Origin of the sequence: Pseudomonas sp. CG7 (assembly GCF_023701885.1) — a bacterium.
Classification (GTDB): domain Bacteria; phylum Pseudomonadota; class Gammaproteobacteria; order Pseudomonadales; family Pseudomonadaceae; genus Aquipseudomonas; species Aquipseudomonas zanjanensis.
In genome coordinates, this window is record NZ_JABAEE010000014.1 from 1 (window position 1) to 17,778 (window position 17,778).

General features: G+C 63.0%; 14 protein-coding genes. All 14 read right to left on the reverse strand.

Annotated features, from left to right (window positions below):
- Window positions 1–134: 134 nt before the first annotated feature.
- Window positions 135–1,010 carry an MBL fold metallo-hydrolase gene (locus tag HGO40_RS08110; protein ID WP_250962597.1) on the reverse strand — a complete coding sequence of 292 codons (876 nt, stop codon included), beginning with the start codon at window positions 1,008–1,010 and terminating at the stop codon, window positions 135–137.
- 245 nt (window positions 1,011–1,255) lie between these two features.
- The gene (locus HGO40_RS08115; RefSeq protein WP_250962598.1) at window positions 1,256–2,413 is read right to left on the reverse strand and encodes a glutathionylspermidine synthase family protein; all 1,158 of its coding nucleotides are present in this window, start codon (window positions 2,411–2,413) and stop codon (window positions 1,256–1,258) included.
- Window positions 2,414–2,425: 12 nt separating this feature from the next.
- A complete protein-coding gene (locus tag HGO40_RS08120; RefSeq protein ID WP_186729654.1) occupies window positions 2,426–3,127 on the reverse strand; it encodes a DUF1190 domain-containing protein in 702 nt (233 codons plus the stop codon).
- A 19-nt stretch (window positions 3,128–3,146) separates the two neighbouring features.
- Window positions 3,147–3,575, reverse strand: coding sequence for a DUF350 domain-containing protein (locus HGO40_RS08125; RefSeq protein ID WP_014340424.1), 429 nt, complete (start codon window positions 3,573–3,575; stop codon window positions 3,147–3,149).
- A gap of 15 nt (window positions 3,576–3,590) precedes the next feature.
- Window positions 3,591–4,253: a DUF2491 family protein gene (locus tag HGO40_RS08130; RefSeq protein ID WP_250962599.1), complete on the reverse strand. Its 663-nt coding sequence runs from the start codon at window positions 4,251–4,253 to the stop codon at window positions 3,591–3,593.
- Window positions 4,240–5,274, reverse strand: a complete 1,035-nt coding sequence (locus HGO40_RS08135) for an ion channel (protein ID WP_250962600.1) — start codon at window positions 5,272–5,274, stop codon at window positions 4,240–4,242. The genes HGO40_RS08130 and HGO40_RS08135 overlap by 14 nt, the downstream gene beginning before the upstream one ends.
- A gap of 273 nt (window positions 5,275–5,547) precedes the next feature.
- Entirely contained in the window at window positions 5,548–6,246 is a 699-nt protein-coding gene (locus HGO40_RS08140) for a PspA/IM30 family protein (RefSeq protein ID WP_250962601.1), read from the reverse strand.
- 22 nt (window positions 6,247–6,268) lie between these two features.
- A complete protein-coding gene (locus HGO40_RS08145) occupies window positions 6,269–6,850 on the reverse strand; it encodes a YjfI family protein (RefSeq protein ID WP_250962602.1) in 582 nt (193 codons plus the stop codon).
- Between the two features lie 388 nt (window positions 6,851–7,238).
- Complete coding sequence (locus HGO40_RS08150) at window positions 7,239–8,069, reverse strand: YfaP family protein (protein ID WP_250962603.1); 831 nt, start codon at window positions 8,067–8,069, stop codon at window positions 7,239–7,241.
- 3 nt (window positions 8,070–8,072) lie between these two features.
- Complete coding sequence (locus tag HGO40_RS08155) at window positions 8,073–9,692, reverse strand: DUF2300 domain-containing protein (RefSeq protein ID WP_250962604.1); 1,620 nt, start codon at window positions 9,690–9,692, stop codon at window positions 8,073–8,075.
- A 1-nt stretch (window position 9,693) separates the two neighbouring features.
- Window positions 9,694–14,262 carry an alpha-2-macroglobulin family protein gene (locus HGO40_RS08160; protein ID WP_250962650.1) on the reverse strand — a complete coding sequence of 1,523 codons (4,569 nt, stop codon included), beginning with the start codon at window positions 14,260–14,262 and terminating at the stop codon, window positions 9,694–9,696.
- Window positions 14,259–14,918, reverse strand: a complete 660-nt coding sequence (locus HGO40_RS08165) for a DUF1175 domain-containing protein (protein WP_186710539.1) — start codon at window positions 14,916–14,918, stop codon at window positions 14,259–14,261. The genes HGO40_RS08160 and HGO40_RS08165 overlap by 4 nt, the downstream gene beginning before the upstream one ends.
- Window positions 14,903–16,612, reverse strand: coding sequence for a DUF2138 domain-containing protein (locus HGO40_RS08170; RefSeq protein WP_250962605.1), 1,710 nt, complete (start codon window positions 16,610–16,612; stop codon window positions 14,903–14,905). Before HGO40_RS08170 ends, HGO40_RS08165 begins: the two co-directional genes overlap by 16 nt.
- A gap of 33 nt (window positions 16,613–16,645) precedes the next feature.
- Window positions 16,646–17,434: a YfaP family protein gene (locus HGO40_RS08175; protein WP_250962606.1), complete on the reverse strand. Its 789-nt coding sequence runs from the start codon at window positions 17,432–17,434 to the stop codon at window positions 16,646–16,648.
- Window positions 17,435–17,778 lie beyond the last annotated feature (344 nt).

Genomic DNA, 17,778 nt, shown 5'->3' on the forward strand with positions numbered 1-17,778 from the left:
AAGTGAGTCGGGCTCCACTGCCCGTGGGTGCACCGCGGCGCTGCGCTAAGGGTCCTGGTAACCCCCCAGCGCTGGAGGCTGATCCTCCGCTATCGCGAGCAGGCTCGCTCCCACAGTGTGCCCGGGCGGGTGGTTTAGCGGTGGGTCGACGGCATGGCCGTGGAGTCAACACGGACCGTACGCGCCTGGCGGGTCGCGTGCTCCCATTCCTTGGCATCGTGACTGCAAAAAATCTCGACATGCCCGTTCTGGCCCGTCGCCAGTTCCCGCAGGCGATCCTGATTGCGCAGCCGTGCCGGGCGATAGGTGTCCATCATGTACTGATAGAACTTCAGCCCCGGCGGGCAACGCCGCTCGGGCTGATGGACTTCATCGTGGAAGAAATACGCATCGCCGGCATGGAGCATCCAGCCATCCGGTGTCCTCAGGGCGATCCCGGCGTGGCCGGCGGTGTGGCCTTGGAGCGGGACCAGGAAAATGTCCTCTTCTTCCGCCCCGATCAACGCGCGCACTGAATCAAAACCGAACCACGTGTCACCGTCCGGGGCATAGCCCTCCCAGTTGTCGACGCCCTGCCACTGGCGCGCCGGGAATCGCCGTCGACTGATCCAGGTGTCGGCGCTGCGCGCCATCGCCATCTCGTCGCGCATCACATGAACCCGAGCCTGGGGAAAGTCCTGGAGCCCACCGGCGTGATCAAAATCGAGGTGCGTCAGCAGGATATGCCGCACATCGCCGGTGTCGAAGCCCAATCGGCGCACTTGCTCCAACGCGGTGAGGCGATGCTCGAACTTGATGTTGTTGAACGCCCGGAAGAATCGGCTAAGCCGTTCGGGCGTCTGGACATCTCGCTGGCCAAAACCGGTGTCCACCAGGACCAGGCCATTGTTGTCGGTTTCGATCAGCAGGCAATGCCACACCAGGCACGCCGTCAGCCCCCGACTGTAGCCATCGAACAACTTCCCGCCCACGGGGCACATGCAACCGCAGTTCAGGTGGTGGATACGCATGGGGGCCTCCTGTCAGGAATGGCGTGCCGCTCTCGGTTTTTTCTTGGGCTCTTTAAAATCGACAGGGAGGGGACAGGCGCAATTCCGCAAAGGCGACAGGCGGTGGGTATACCCGGGCGAACACCCACACTGTGGGAGCGAGCCTGCTCGCGAAAGCGGTGTGTCAGTCAACAATCATGTTGGATGTTCCTTTGCTTTCGCGAGCAGGCTCGCTCCCACAGGGGGTCAGTGCGTAGTCCAGAGAATCAATCCAGAATCAAGTGCGGCAAAAACCGGCTGGAATCCTTGGTGATCAGGCTGTTGTCTTCCCGCACGCCAATGCCGGCGGCCTGGTCGCCGATGACCCACGAGCCGATCAGGGTGTAGCTGTCGTCGAATTTCGGCAGTGGCGCGAATTCCTGGAGGATGAACGGCGCGTCGGTGTAGGGGCCGTCTTCCTTGACGATCAAGCCGTCAGCGGTCTGCAGCTCGATGTTGGCGCCTTCCCGGGAAAAGAACGGCTTGCGCACCCAGCCTTTCGGCACCGCTTTGCGGGTGTCGGTGTCCAGGTGGGCGGCGAGCAGGTTCGGGTGGCCTTTGTGGAATTCCCACAGCAGCGGCAGGATGCCTTTGTTGGAGATGATCGACTTCCAGGCCGGCTCGAAAAACTGCGTATCGCATTGAGCGATCGCTTCACCAAAGGGCTCGTGGAAGATGAATTCCCACGCATGCAACTTGAACAGGTGCGGAATCCAGCGCTCTTCCAGGTCGACGAAACGTCCGTCGCTGTAGAGGCCGATGTCTTCGATATCAATGTGCCGCGATTCAATGCCGACTTTTTCCGCGATCAGGCGCAAGTAATCCGTGGTGCCTTTGTCTTCCACCGAGCCTTTCATCGAGGCGAAATAGAACGGCTCCTTGAGCTGCAACTGGGCGAAGGCCTGGTGCAGCTTGGTGTCGATGCTGTTGAACTGGTCGGCATGGGCCGGCAACATGCCGCGCTCGATGCATTGCTCCAGCCACCCCCACTGGAACGCCGCCGCCTCGTAGAGGCTGGTCGGCGTGTCGTAGTTGAGTTCCAACAACTTGGCCGGGCCCGTGCCGTTGTAGGAGAAATCCATGCGCCCGTACAGGTGCGGATGGCCTTCCAGCCATGACGTGCGCACCAGGTCGAAGAACGGCGCGGGAATGCTCAGGCGTTCCAGCAATTCTTCGCTCTGGACCACCCGGGCCACCAGGTCCATGCACATGTCATGGAGCTCGGTGGTCGGGTCTTCCAGGTCGTCCTCGATCTGCTTGAGGGTGAACTGGTAGTACGCGCTTTCGTCCCAATAGGGTTCGTCGTCGATGGTGTGGAACAGAAAGCCGAGTTGCTCGGCGGTCTGTTTCCAGTCGGGACGTTCTGCGCAATGGATCTTCTTCATGGCCCTCGTTCCTTAGCCGCCGGAGCTGCTCGAGCCGCCCCACCCGCTGCGGGCGCTGGACTTGCTGCCGAAGCCACCGCGCGAGGTGGACGACGCGACGGCCATCGCCTTGCTGGTCTTGACGGAGTCGGTGTAGCTGCCATACCGCGCCTGGTTGGACTTGGTAAAGGTCGAGCCGCTGGAAACCCGCTGGCTCAGCGTCGAGGACCCGAAGTTGCCGCGGTCATCGCGGTAGCGGTAGACCGGCTCGGAGTAATAACTGCTGCGGTTGCCGCTCAACATGTTGCCGATCAGCAGGCCGGTCAACAGGTTGCCAAAGCCTGAACCACCGACGTTCGCTTCCGAAGCCGGCAACTGGGCCCGGGCGGCATCGACCTCGGACTGCGTGACTTCGCCATCGGCGTTCAGCTCGAAACCACCCAGCTTGGGCAGGAACTTGCCGGCCGAGTCCTGCTGGCACCAATCGGGCACGAAGTCGGCATCGCAATCGGCCTTGCTATCGTAGACCGGCGCGATGCGACGATGCTCACCCATGGCGGTCATGTAGGCGGTGGAGCAAATGTCCACCGGCAGCTTTTCATCGACACATTCCTGGACGGACTGGAAGTTGTACTTCTTCTGCAACTTGTAGGTTTTTTCCGCGGGCCCGCAACCGGATATCGCCAGGGCGACCGACGCGGCCAGCGAGAGCTGGACGTACTTGCTTCGTTTCATCGGGATCTCCGTGGCGCAATCAGTTCGTGGAAGGCGTCATGCACGCGGCGTTCAACATGCCGACGCTGATGGCCACGGCGGCGATGTAGATACCCGCGGCGATTTCACCGTTCTTGATGCGCGCGGAAGCGCCCTTGAGCACCAGGCTGGTGACCAGAAACGCCAGCAACTGGACGACCGCGGCGATCACTGCCCAGACGACGAAGTCCAGCATGCTGATCGAGTAGGCGATCACGTTGCTGGCCGGAATGGCGAAACCGATCACGGCGCCGCCCAAGGCAATGGCCGCGGCCACGTTGCCCGAACGGATCAGTTCGAATTCCTTGTGCGGCGTGACGCGGGTGTAGATGAACTGGAACAGCGCGAACAGCACGGCGGCGCCGAGGATGTACATGACAAAGCCAAGCACGGCGGCTTTGTTCAGGGAAATGGAGAGCGCTTCAAGCATGGATTTCTTCCTTATTCAAAGAGTGTTCAGGTCAGTGGTGTACAGCGAAATACCCAGCGAAGTGCTCAGGCTGACAGTGCCTTCGGCGTCCTCTTCGACGGAAAACAACAGGAACTCCCGGCGATCCGTCAGGCCGGTGTCGCGGGCATACAGCATCGAACGGTGCTCGACGCTGTAGGACTCTTCGGGATTGCTTACGCGTTCGCTCAATCCCACCAGTTCGGTCTGGCCCGCCTCGGTGCCCCATTCGCGGGTGTACTCGACGCCGTCGTGGGTGTAGGTCGGCAGGCCGATCAGGCTTTCCGGGCCGGCCAGGCGACGCAATTCCGCTTCGCTGTTGATCGTGACGTAGCTGAGGTAGTTGAACAGGATCACCGACTCGACCTGCCCGGCGACGTCGCCGCTGGTGTGCACTTGCAACCAGTAGTCCTCGTCGTTCATGTAGCAGCGCGACAACCAGTTCGACTGCCCGAGGTCGACGATGCCCAGGCTCCAGATCTGTTGGTTGCCTGGGATGACTACGGCGGTGTTGCCGTCGAGCAGCAATTTGAGCGTGGCATCGAACATGACCTGCTTGCCGGAGGCCAGGCCCAGCGGCCCAACGACAGGCGCGCTATTGCTGGCTGCTGTGTTCGAATTCGGGGCCTCGAGCCCCATCAACTGTTTAAACCACCCCATGGGAAATTTCCTTGAGACGCGCCGAGGCGATATAGAAGAGTTCGCCGCCCACCACACGGGTGGCGCCGGGCGGGTTGATCGACGGCTGGCGGGCACCTTGGGCGCGGTAACCGATCAGCGTAGCGTTGTGCTGCTCTTTCATCCGGATATAAAGGTCGCCAAACGTCGCTTCAAACGCTTCGGGCAGCTTCATCAGGTATTGCGTGGCGCCTTCGCCTACGCAGAGCAATTCATTGATGACCACCGACGAGCCCGGGTCCTGGGAGGCACGCACCAGCATTTCGATGGCCATGCTGGAGGTGCATTCCAGGCTCGGCGCATAGGCGCTGGCGAGGGCGGCCACTTCGCTGTCGTTGAAATGGGCGACCACATGCCCGACAGGCCCCAGTCGATTGACCGCCAGCACGGTGGCCAGGGTCAGGTCGTCGGAATGGGTGCGCACCAGCACGCGTTCGGCACCTGGCACGCCGGCACGCTGCAACAGCGCGACGGAGGACAGGCTGTCGCCTCTGATGTAGGTGGCCTTGCCGGGCATGGGGTTTTCTTCGAGATCGCAATCGCAGATGACGATCAGGTTGTCATTGGACGTTTCGTCCTGCAGCAGCAGTTCGATGACCCGCTCGCTGGTGGCGCCCTCCCAACCGATGAGCACCGTGTGGCCGACCTTGCCGGTGAAATCGCCTTTGCCCTTCATGCCTTTTCTCCATACATCGATGACGCTGCGGGTGGTTTTGCCGATGACCGTCGTCAACAGGGCAATGCCCCCGAGCATGATCCAGGTCGCCACGAAACTCCGTCCGGCGGAGGTCTGTGGCAACAGATCGCCATAACCGACGGTGAGCGTGGTGGTGAGATAGAAGTAGATAAACGTGGCGGCGGCGATGAGGTGTTGCTCGCCCAACAGCACCAGGCCGATCCAGGCCGTGGACAGGTGCACGCCCAGCGCAATGGCCAGCCCCGCCCAACCGAAGCGATGGAAGAAGGACGATGCGTACGTGCGCAACAAAAGGAAAATCGACATTGCGTCCCTGACTCCGTGGGGCTTGGTTCCTGGCGGGATCATCGCTCCGGCGCCTGGGCGCGCGAGCGTAGTGGCCGGACAGCATTAAACCTGTTGCGCGGCTTGGATAGAAGTACCTGCAGCACAATTAAATCCGTGGTCTGCCGCACACCCTTGTGGCGAGGGAGCTTGCTCCCGCTGGACTGCGAAGCAGGCCCCGTTTTTGGAGCCGCTTCGCGCCTCAGCGGGAGCAAGCTCCCTCGCCACGGGTTCACCCAGGACAGCGTGTAACGATTACTCAGCCGATTTTTTCTTCAGGCGTTCCAGGATCGCATTGGCGCTGCCTTCGTTTGGCGTGATGCCGGCATCGCGCAGCTTGCGCTCCAGGTCGGAGCCGGGGGAAGCCTCGGCCAGTGCGTCCTGGGCTTGCAGTTCAGCGGCACGTTGCTGTTGCTTGGCTTGCAGGCGGTTGAGCGTACCGACGGCGGTTTCCAGCTTGCCATTGGCGCCGCCACTGGCGATCGAGGCGCTGACCTGGGCCTTCTGCACGCTTTCACGGGCCTTGGCCATGTCCACTTGCTGGCGCAGGCTCTTGATGCGGGCTTCGGCCTTGGTGATGTCCTTGCGCATGTTGTCCGCGTAACCGCCGAATTCGGTCGCGTGCTTTTGCTCGGCGTCCAGTTCGTTGGTCAGGGTCGAAATGGCTTCGGCCACTTCCAGCGCCAGGTCTTCGCGGTTGGCCTGGATCGCGGCCAGGGCCTTGGCTTCCAGGTCCTTGATCTTGGCGTTGTATTCGCCGACGCGATCGGTCGCCAGCTTGTGCTTGGCCATGATGGTGACCAGCTCACGCTTGGCATTGGCCAGCGCGCTGTCGGCATCGCGGATTTCCTGGTCGAGGATGCGCAGGGCCTGTTGGTCGACGATCGATTCGCCGACTTCGTTGGCACCGCCACGCAGTGCGGTGAACAACTTGCTCCAGATGGACTGAGTCATTGGATGATTCCTATTCGGCGAATTAGATGAAGAAGCGTTCGAAGGCTTCGCTGGCGCGCTGGACATTGTCGACGAGGGTTTTGACCTCGGTGACGACGTTGGTCAGGCTGGAGTCGGCGCTCAACGCACCGAACATGTTGTAGACCACCTGTCCGTTGGGCATGGTCTCGATGCCGATGGACGACAGCGGGAACATTTCCCGACTGCGCAACACCGCGTCGTTGAAGGCCGCCACATCGCTGATCGACTCGACGTCCACCAGCACGGTATCGACGATGATCTGGTCGCCGACCACGGCGATGTAGATCGGCAAGCCACCGAAGTCATTCATTTCCAGCTTGATGCTGGATTCGGAGCCTTGGACGAGGGAGAGGGTGATGTCGTTCGCGACCACTTCGTCCAGGGCCTGAAGGGCGCTGTAGAGGCGATCGATGTTCCAGTTATTACCTGCGCTCATGTAATCCTCCGACATGAATGAGCCAGCCAGAATCGGTTGGCGTAGCTGTTTCTCCATTTGCTTGAGCAGGCTTCTGTTTTCGGGAAGCACCCAAGTCTCGTGTTTCACATACCCGGCGGCACTCAGGCCCGCGCGCATCTGCTTCATGTAGAAGCTCGACGGTTTTTTCGCCGAGGGTTTGGCGCGCTCTCCCGTGCGGCTCGATGAATCGGTCACAGGCCCGTCAGGCGGATCTGATGGAGAGCTGGTTGGCATGGTACTGACCCCACTGTGAAAAACTCACGCGTGAGAAACACTACAGGCACTTTCCAAACCCCACAATAGCTCACGCGTGAGATTTTTCTGAATCACAAACACCGACGAACCCTGTGGGTTGACCGCTTTTGTGGCGAGGGAGCTTGCTCCCGCTGGGCTGCGCAGCAGCCCCCAAGCGGCCAATACGATCAGCCTGACACTCCGCGGTGTTTGTTTTTGGGGCTGCTGCGCAGCCCAGCGGGAGCAAGCTCCCTCGCCACGGGGGTCATCACATGCAGTCTTAGGGATAGCTGAAGCTTTTGACCAACGTCAGCTCCCCCACCGCCCGCATCGGCACGACGAAGGTTTCCATTTTCTCGTTCGGCGTGCCCTCTTCGGTGATCACGGTGACCTGGGCGGTGGTCAAGGCCTGTTGCGCCTGCGCCACGGACTCGCCCTCTTCACCGTCCTCCTCACTGCGATAACCGCCGCCGTAGTAATTCACATACACCAGGTACTGGCCCTTGATCGGCGCGGGCATGGCGAAGATTTCCGGGCCGTAGCCGGTGGTGACGTCGACGTCGAGGGCCGCGCCGTTGGCGACGGCGCGGTCGCCGTACCAGATGTGCGCGCCATCGGGGGTGACCAGGTGCAGGTCCAGGTCGGTGCCGTCGCTGTCCCACGTCAGCAGCACCCGCAGCTTGGCCGGGGTGGCGCCGCCGCTGGTGTTGAGAAACTGCGTGCGGTGACGCTGCTGGCCATCGGCGCTGCGCACTTCAACGCTGTTGCTGCCGTTGGGGAACGAGAACGGCCGGTCGAAGCGACCTTCTTCATCCAGTTTCAGCGGCAGGCTGACGCCGTTGACAATCAACTGGCCCGGCGCGTTGCTGTCCTTGGGTGCACCTTTGATCTGCCCGGAAATGCGCGCGGTGTCGGCTTGGCCCGGAGGCGTGTTGACCGACGAGGCCGGGTAGTTGACGGTCTGGCTGAAGCTTTCGCCTTCACCGTCCGGCGCACCGCTGCGCCAGCCGCCAATGGGGGTGTCGAGCTTGATGGAGTCGGCGGCCATGGCCGGTGGCAACGCGGTCAGGGCGCAGAGCAACAGCAAGACCTGTGGATAACGGAGTGTCATGGTCTATTCCAGCAAGAGGTGACGGGCGAGCCCTTCGATATAGGTTTCGTCCTGGCCGTTGGGGTGAGCTTCGAAGGCCAGGTGCAAATATTCATGTGTCAGGTCGAGACGATCTTGCAGCGACAGCACGCCGCGCACGTAGATGCGCTGGCGTTCGCGGTCGACATACGGCCGGCCGAAGGCGACGCGGCAGACGGCGAAAGCGCTGATTTCGTTGTAGCCGACTTCACTTTCCAGCCGCTCACGCCAGCCCCGGCGCTGCTTCAGCAGCCAGTCCTGGGCGGCGGGCAGCGCCTCGCAGGACGCCACCGGGTTGTCCCAACGGCTGAGGCTGGCGCGCGGATAGGCGTGCAGCAGGATGGCGTCGTAGCGTTGGCCAGCGTTGGCCTGCTCCACGGCTTGCGCCCAGGACAGTTTGTCCGGGCCCGGCTGGTCGGAGTGGTAGGTGACGTCGGTGCCGGCCAGGACCAGGTCGCTGGTCCAGGCGGCAATGGCCCGGGTTCCAGGCGCCGCCGGACGTGGTGCGACACGCTGGCGATGGCTGCTGTCGTCGATGCTCAGGCAATCACCGTTGCGTTGGGCGTTTTGCAGCAGATACGTACGGATCGCCACCGCCAGGGCCTTGGCGGCTTCGGCGGGTTCTGCCTTGGCTTCGCGCTGCAAGACCCGGGCGACGTACTCCTCGCGGTCCAGGCGCGCCACCAGCTTGCCGGGCAGCAGGAACAGCTCGCCATCGCTGTGGATGTCCAATTGGTTGCCGTTGGTGAATTCGACGCGGTAGTCACCGCGCAGCTGACCCGGTGTGGCCGGCCGCTCGCCGGCCATCACCCGTTGCAACGGATAACGGGCAAACAGATCGACTTCCACGCAGCGCCCGGTGTCCGCCGGCCAGCGGGACGGCAACGCCGCCGCCAGACCTTCGCCGTAGACCTTGAGGACCTGCTGGCTGGTGCCACGACCCCCGGCCCACACCGGGGTGCCATCGGCCAGCCAACCGGCAAAACCGCCCTGTCGCGAGGAAGGCCCCTGGTCACCCAACCAGCTCCAGGTCTTGACCCGCAGGCGACTGCCCAACTCACCGACCAGCCGCCCGTCGGCCGCGCTGAGTGCCACGTCCAACAGCACCCGACGGGCCTGGTCCTGGGCCGGCAGCATGGCCAGGGCCTTGAGCAATTGCGCGACCGGTACTTGCGTCTGGGGTTGCAGCGTTGGCAGGTCCAACAACCAGGCCGGCGCCTGGCGCGCCTGCCAGTAATCCCGCCAGCCAGGCGCTGAAAGGCCAAGCCGCTGTGGTTCGAAATACAAGCCACAGGATTTCACCAGCGCCTGGTCACGACCGATGCTCTGCCCGGGATTGCAGCAATAGACTTCTTCCTTCGACTCGCCGCGGCACTCATACACCGGTTCGCGAGCGTTGGTGTCCACCAGCCAGGCGTAGACAAACAGCTTCCACAGGCTGCCCAACGGGGCCTGCAACGTGTCGGGCAATGGCTGGCGATCCAGCACCTGGGTTTGATTCACCCGCAGCAATTGACCGTCGAAGGCCAGGCGCAACGGCTCGTCCTGCGCTGTCGCCAGCGCAGGAATCAAGCACAACCACCACCAACCCCAAGGCCTGCGCATGTCAGTTGACCGTCACCTGACCGAGCGCCGGTTTCTGTTCGCGAGCCTGATTTTGTGGTGCATAGACTTGGGTGAAGCGCACCGGCGGCAAGGTGAACTGGCCTTTCTGGGAGAAGCGCACCAAGTGCCGCAGGCGCAGCTCGCCACTGAGGGCGTCCAGCGGTATCGCATAGGCCATCTGGCCCGGCTCGAAGCGCGCCTTTTCCAGGGACGTCGGCTCGCTGTCGGCCTTGCCCATCAACTGGATGCCCCAGGTGGTGCGCTCCACATCGGCGCCCGGCGGCAACGGCACTTCGAGCATGCCGTAGCGCAGTGGCGTCGGTGCCTTGCTGTTGATGATCACTTCATCCAGATAGAGGCTGTCGCTGGACAACGGTTTGTTGCCCACGGCTTCGAGCTTGAAGGTGAAGGCCTCGTCGCCCGGCACCAGGCGCGACAGGCGCCGGGTGATCGACACGGCCATCGGCGCCACCGGCGCTTGCTGGCTCTGGAAGCTCAATGCCGCTTGCAGTGGACGCTCCTCGGCACCGGTCAGGGTCAGCATCGTTGGAAGCTGCGCGCCCTGCCATTGCCAGTAGGTTTCACCGGTCGCGCCTTGCTTGGCAACCCAGCCTTCGCCCGGCGCCAGGGCCACGGCCGGCGCGGCCTGTTCGATGCTGCGTTGCAACCAGGTCAGGGCCAGCGCCCGTTCCAGGGTGGACTGCTGCGGCAGCACGCGTTCCAGCAGTGCCGTGGCGCGGGCTTGATCGAAGCTCTGCAGCGACAGCAGCAAAGCCTCGACGAAAGGCTGCGAGCTCAGCTCCAGTTGCTGTTGCGCGGCGTCGGCCTGACGGCTGAAGGCTGCGGGCAACGGCACCTTCGCCTGCTTGGCGAGGGACGCGGTCAGCACTCGGGCGCTGGCCAGGCCAAGGGCCGAGTCCGGCGCGTACATGACCAGGCTGTCTTCGCCGCTGTCCAGCACGCTCTCGGTGCTGTCTTCGCTGGCCTTCGCCAGGTCGTCCATCAAGCCACTGAGCAAGGTATTCACCGGCAGTTGCATCTGCTTGGCGAACGACAGGATCAACGCACGTTGCAGCAGCGGTGTATCAGCGGCCTCCTTGGCGTAGACCTCCAGCACCCGCTGCCAGTGTTCCGGCGGCAGGCTCAGGTCCAGGGCCTGGCTGGCGTGCCAGTCGGCGTAATAGGCATAGGCAGTGAGGAAGGCATCTGGCTCACCGTCCTGGCCCCACCAGGTGAAGCTCGCCGACGGCCCGGCCATCTGCACCAGGCGCAAGCGGCTGTTTTGCATGATCAAGCGCAAGCGGTCGCGGATCTGCGGATTCGACGCCAGGGTCGGATAGGCGATGCTCAACGGCAACAGGCGGCTGGCGGTCTGCTCGACGCCACCGTAGGGGTAGCTCAGCAGGTCATCCAGGGCCGAACGGAACAACGCTTGCGGGCTGTCATCCAGGCGCAGGCGAATATCTGTGGCGTCGGTCGGCAGGGTCAGCGGTGTGTCGCCACTGGCCACATCAAGGCGCTGGCTCTGGGTCACTTGCCAGCCGTTGCCGCTGGCGTTCAGGTGCATGGCCAGGGCGTCCTGGGTTTCGCCGTTCAGTTGCAACTGCACGGTCAAGTCGCCGCTGCTCAATTCCAGGGCCGGCAGGGCCACGTAGTTGATGCCGTTTTTCAGCTCCGCCCCCACGCGCTGTTCAGCACCGGCGTAACGGATCAGCAGCTCGGCCTTCAGGGGTTTTTCCGATTGGCTGAAGGCGAACAGGCCCAGTTGCGGCTTGTCGCCCGTGCGGAAGCGGGTCGGGCCGCTCCACTTCAGGTACAGCGGTTTTTCCGACGCAATGAACTGCTTCTTCTGGCCGACTTGGCCGTCGTCAGCGATCGCCTTGGCCGTGATGCGCCAGCGGGTCAGCGAGTCCGGCATCTTGAAGGTGAAGCGGGCCTTGCCGTTGGCGTCGGTGACCAGCTCCGGCTGCCAGGCAGCGGTGTCGACGTCTTCACGCCGTGGCCGCTCCAGCACCTTGACCCCACGCTCGCTACGGTTGGCCTTGCCCGGCGCGCCGGGGCTGCCTGGCAGCGCCACGTCATAGCTAATAAACGACAGGCTGGCACTGGTGCGCACGTTGTTGCGACGCGGGTGATAGAAGAACTGGTCGATGGTCGGCGCCACTTCCGGTTGCAGGGCGTAGACCATCTCATCGACCACGCTGACCGTCAGGTGCGCCGGGATCGCCTTGCCGGCGAACTGGGTGCTCAGGTCCACGGTCACCGTGTCGCCCGGACGATAGGTGGCTTTGTCGGTGACGACAGCCACATCGATCTGCGGCGTGATCACCTTGATGCCGGCGTTCTGGAAGCTGTACTGGCCGCCCTTGGTGTACAGCACCGAGAAGGTCAGGTTAGGCGCAAAGCTATCCTTCACGGCAATGCGCGCGCGGTATTGGGTGTCGCTGAGCTTTTCCATCTTCAGCCAGTCGCCGCCCTTGGAGAGCAGCGCCGTGGCCTCGACCTTGTCCCGCTCAAGCGACAGCAGCGCATCGCTGACCGGCTCCGGGAAGGTGATCAGCGCCAGCGCTTCGTCACCGGTCTTGTATTCAGGCTTGTCGAAGACAATCTCGACCGTGCCCGGCACGGCCTTGATGCCTTCACCGGTCACCGCATGGGCGGCGGCACCGATGACCCGGCCGTGGTCGTCCTTGAGCGTCAGGTTGTAGGTGCCGGGGCGCTCGAAGGTCAGGCTGAAGCCCTTGTCCTTGGCCGCCAGCTTGCCTTCGCCGGTGCTCTGGTCTTCCAGGCGCACCCAGGCGTAGCTGCCGGGTGTCACAGCCTTGGCCTGTTGGTTGCCGCCTTCGTTGGCGTAGCTGAACGACACCTTCTGGCCCGCGGCGCTGAACCGCTGGGGAGCGCTCAGGCGGAAATTCGCCGCGCCACGGTCGATGAGGATTTCCTTGGTGGTCTTGACCCGATACGCCGCGCCATCGCTGGCGAATACGGTGAGCGGGTAGCGGCTCGGCTTGTCGGCAGCCGGCAGGGCGAGGGTCGCGTTGCCCTTGGCATCGGTGGTCACTTCACTGCTGGTCAGTTCCACCGGGAATTGCCCCAGGTATTGCAGCTCGTTGTCGACCATCGACAATTGCTGGGCCCGCAGGCTCAGGCTCACCGTGGCATTCACCACCGGCTTGCCGTCCGGGTACAGCAGCACGAGGTTGCCCTTGACCGGCTCGCCAGTGCGGTAATCCTGCTTGGCCAGGTTCAGGGCGATCTCAAAGTGCGGCTTGATGTATTCGGCCACGCGAAAGGCGCTGCTGTAGAGCTGGTCCTTGTAACTGAAGCGCAGCTCATAACCACCGGCCACGGCGTTTTCCGGCAGTTGGAAACGGCCTTGGGTACCGGCCTTGGAGTCGAGCTTCAGGGCCAGGGTTTGCAGCGCGGTGCGGGTGGCATCGAGGACGCTGACATTGACGTCGGCGGCGGTCGGTTGCACCGAGTCACGGGCGTTCTTGAACTCGCGACCAACGATTTTCAGCGACACCCAATCCCCCGGCCGGTACAGCGGCCGGTCGGTGAAGGCATAGAGCTTGGTGTCGTAGATTTCGCTGTCGTAGTAGAAGTTTTCCGAAACGAATACGCCGCCCTCCTCGTCTTCACCAATGACGAACGAACGCTCCGGGCTGACGTGCTTGAGGCGCAGCAGGCCGTCTTCATCGGTGGCACCGCTGCTCATCACGCCCAGGCCGTCGGTCCACAGCACGTTGACCTTGGGCACCGAACGCCCTTCATGCTTGCGTGCGGCCCAGACCAGCAATTCATCGCCGGCAATCTTGCTCACGGCCACGGTATTGGAGACGAAGACCATGGTGGTCGCGCGGTATTTGCCGATCAGCGCTTCCACCAGGTACAGGCCTGGCTTCAACTGGCCCAGCGGCACATAGACGTTGCCCGGGGCGACGCTGACGAACTCACTGGACGAACCCGCCAGGTTGACCCCGGCTGGCGGCTGGATTGGCTTGGCCTGCCACAGCGGATAACGGAACTGGCTGACCACCGGCAAGCCCGGGATCAAGGCGAATTGCGCCGGTGCCTCGTACGGGGTCGGCGCGACCAGGGCGTCGCCGATCCTAAGTTCCGGCACTTCTTCGGTGACGTGCTGGCGCGATTCGTAGGAGAACGCCCGTTGCATCACTCGACGGGACTTGCGGTACCAGTTGTCCCACAGGTACGCGAGGGTGTTCGACAGGCCTTCGCCCTTGAACTGGCCGTCGCTGACCACGCGGTGCAGGTTTTTCTGGCGCTTGAGGAACTCCAGCGGTTTCTCGATGCGATAGACGCGGATATCGGCGCCGCCGTAGGGCTCCATGCGGTACCGACGGTAGTCGCGGCCCGGCGCTTCGAGGCGAACCATCGCCTGTTCGTCGCTGGCAAAACTGCTGTCGGCCAGCAGGAAAAAGCTTTCGCCGGACACCGGCGTGTAGCCGCTGGGCTCCACCGTGTCTTCGGCATTAACCATGGGTGCCAGCAACAGGGCGAACAGCAGGGGCAGTTTTGAACACAAGCGCAGCATGCGGGCACCGGTCATTGGGAGAGAAAGTTGAGTCGATAGACGCCGATGAAGTTGGGGTTGGCTGCGTCGGGTATCCATCGGGTGTCCTTCCAGTTCATGAGTTGTTGCAGGCTTGCGGAGCGCATGCCGTTGTCGGTAGGGGTTGTGGTGCCGGTGTGATAGGCGATGTAGCGGCCCATCCAGATCATCAAGTGCTGGTCATCGCCCTGATCGAAGAACATCAGGTCGCCGGGGCGGGCCTGGGCGACATCGCGGCCCACCAGGCGACTGTTGAACTGGATCAGCTTGATGGCGTTGACGTAGGGCCCGACCTTGCCGCCGCCCTGCTGCCACTGCTGGGCGAGGCGCCGTTGCGCATCGCTGAGGGGCAGTTCCGGGGGCAGGTAGCGATTGGACAGGCCATTGCTGCGCAGCCATTTTTCATCGTGGACCTTGAGTGCTTCGTTGGCGGCGAAACGCACCAGCCCGGCGCAATCCTGCTGGTACCAGCGCGGGCTCGGGCCTTTGGTCAGCTGTTCCTGGGCAATGCGCACGAACCAGGCGCGAAAAACCTGGGACTGCTGCACGTCCAACGCCGGCGCCTCGACGGCACGCGCCGGCCCGCCGAGCAGCAGTGCCAGCAGCAGCGTCAACGCAGGGTTGCGGATCAGTGCGGTCACAGCGCTTTCCATTCCAGCGGCAGCCACTGCCAATGGCCGTCCGGCTCGCTGCCCGCGGGCAAGGTCAGGGCGTATTTGCCGTAGCCGCCGAGGGTGCGCAGTTTCGGGATCAGATAGGTTTGCGCGGCGTTATAAAACACCGGCTCCATGTCCTGGGGCAGGCTGTCGAGGGTTTCGCGCTGCATCAGTTGCGCCATGGAATCCGGGCCGAAGTAGACCGGCATCAGCAGGTCTTGGGGCACCACCTCGGCCATGGGCGGGAAGCGCTTGTCGAGGGTGCCGAGGGCCTTGTCCACCAATTTGTCATCAAGGGAGAACAGCAAAGTCGAACCGTGGCGCGCCAGGCTGACCCGCAGGAACGCCTTGCCGGTAATCGCTTCGGGTTGCTCGGCTTCCTTGGCCGAATACGGCCCGAAGTTGGAGCTGACTTGGCGCTGCCATTGGTGCGTCGAACCTGCTTGCTTTTCCACTACCGGGAACGCGTGTTCGGCGACGTTGTTTTCATAGGCGCCGACCATCGAACCGAACAGGTTGCCCAGGTCGGCGTCGAGCTTGCCGTCGTCGTCATTCAGGCTTGCCACCAACAGCGGCGTGTACAGCCGCGAATCGGCGTACCAGCACAGGCCGGCGGCACCGGTCACATGATCGACCATGGCCTGGGCGGCTTTTTCCTCGGCACCCAGTTTCACCAGTAATGGTTTCTGCTGCTCGGCGGCCAGGGGCAAGGCCACGCAGGCGCTGGCACCCATGGGCATGGCTTGCCAGAGTGGCTTGAAATCGAAGTCCGGCTGGTTTTCCAGTTCGTCCATGGCCAGGAAGCTGTGCCAGCCCTTGTCGTCCATGTCGAAGCGCAAGCCGGCGAAGTTCGGGATGAACCGCTGGTAGCCCATGGCGAGCACGCTGGCGTTGACCGAGATGCGTTGCTTGACCTCTGGTGCCTTGGCCGGCAGGCCGAAGGCTTCGGGGAAGAGTTTGTCGCCGTTGAGCAAGGCGGCCAGGGCGGTCGTCGAAACGCTGCCCGGCTCCGCCGCCGACCCGCTGGCTGGGTCGTACAGCTTGGTCGGGTTGGACAGCACGACCAGTTTGTCGCCGTGGGAGGCGAAGGCCAGGGATTTGCTGGCGTTGTAGCTGAGCTGGTAAAGCGCGACGTCGTCACCGCCGACCTTGAGGTCGCTGAGCTTGCTCAATTGAGTGTCATCCAAGGCGACCTTCGCCAACGGCTCCAGCACCTTGGCCAGGCCGCCGCGATCCATCACCAACAGGAAATCCTTGAGGCGACCGTCCACACCGCGCCACAACGCGACGTCGGCCGGCTGGTCGAAAAGCGCTTCGATCAGGCTGTCCTGCAGCTTGAGGTCATGCTCGTAGATGATCCGGCGCAGGCTGCCGATCAGCCCGAGGCGATCGGCGTGGGCTTCGTAATAGAAGACGAAGTCCTCGGTGAGCGTGGCCTTGAGGAACGGCACCGCCAACAGGTCCTTGGGCAACTGGCTCAGGGAATGGGTCTCGAGCAAGCCGTCGGGACGACTCAGGCCGAGTTTTTCCAATGCCAACGCCATGGGCGGCGCCTTGGGCTTGTTGATGAACCAGCCCAGCCCGGCGGCCACACCGGCGACCAGGCACAGCCCGATCAGTATCGCCGGCCAGCGGCGCACAGGTTTGGCGACAGGTGTCGGCGTGGTCGGGGAAGCAGTGTTGTCGCTCATATTCACAAGGGCCTGTTCATCCGTGGAGCGGATTTAGTAGTTGAAAGTCTTGACCAGCAACAGATCGCCAATGGCGCGCAGGGGCACGACAAAGGTCTCGCGTTTTTCATCGACGGTGTTTTCGTTGAGCACCAGGTTGATCTGCGAGGTGATCACCTCGTTCTGGTTGCTGGTCTCATCGAAGTTGTAGCCGCCGCTGCCGTAGTTGCCCCAATAGTTCACGTAGACCAGGTAGGTGCCGTGCATCGGCGCGGTCATGGTGAACATTTCCGGGCCGGGCCCGTCGACGCCATCCGGGTCGAGGCCGCCGCCGTTGGTCAGCGCCGGGCGACCGAAGAAGGCATGTTGGCCGTCGGGTGTGACGATATGCAGGTCGAGCTCGGCCTTGGGGTCGTCCCAGCCCAGCACCACGCGGATCTGCGCCGGGGTGCGCAGGTTGTTGGCTTCATAGAATTGCACGCGTTTGAGGGACTGACCTTCGGAACTGCGCACCTCGACGCTGTTGGAGCCGGCGCCGAACGCATACGGCCGGGCGAACCGTCCTTCTTCGTCGGTATAGAGATTCAGTGGATTGCCGTTGACCGCCAGGCTGTGGGGCTGGCGCGCCGTGCCCATCGCCTTGATCTGGCCTTCGATCATCGTGCGGTTGCGCTGGATGCCGCGATCGATGGGTGGCGTGGGATACGCGACTTGCGGGTTTTCCGTACGATCGAGCAAGCCGCTGTAGCGCCAGCCGCCGACCGGCTCCGACATTTCAGCCGAAGGCGCGGCCCACGCCAACGGCGCACCGAGCAACACGATCAATAAAGAAAGAAAACGCACGTATGCCTCCTGCCATGCACGACGCAACCCGGCGCCCTTCCAGGGCGCTGCTTGTGATTATTCGGGTTTCGTCTGAAGGCCCCGTTACAAGGCAATGCTGTTCACTTAAGGCAATCGATAAACCCGTGGCGAGGGAGCTTGCTCCCGCTGGGCCGCGAAGCGGCCCCAAAACCTGCCAATTGCGGCGTATCAGACACACCGCACCCGCCGGTTTACGACTGCTTCGCAGCCGAGCGGGAGCAAGCTCCCTCGCCACAGGGTCATCATTTTTCTTAAGTGAACGGCATTGCCGTTACAAGGGGCTGTAGATGGCGCGAAGAGTAGCCATTTGACGGATTTTTCAC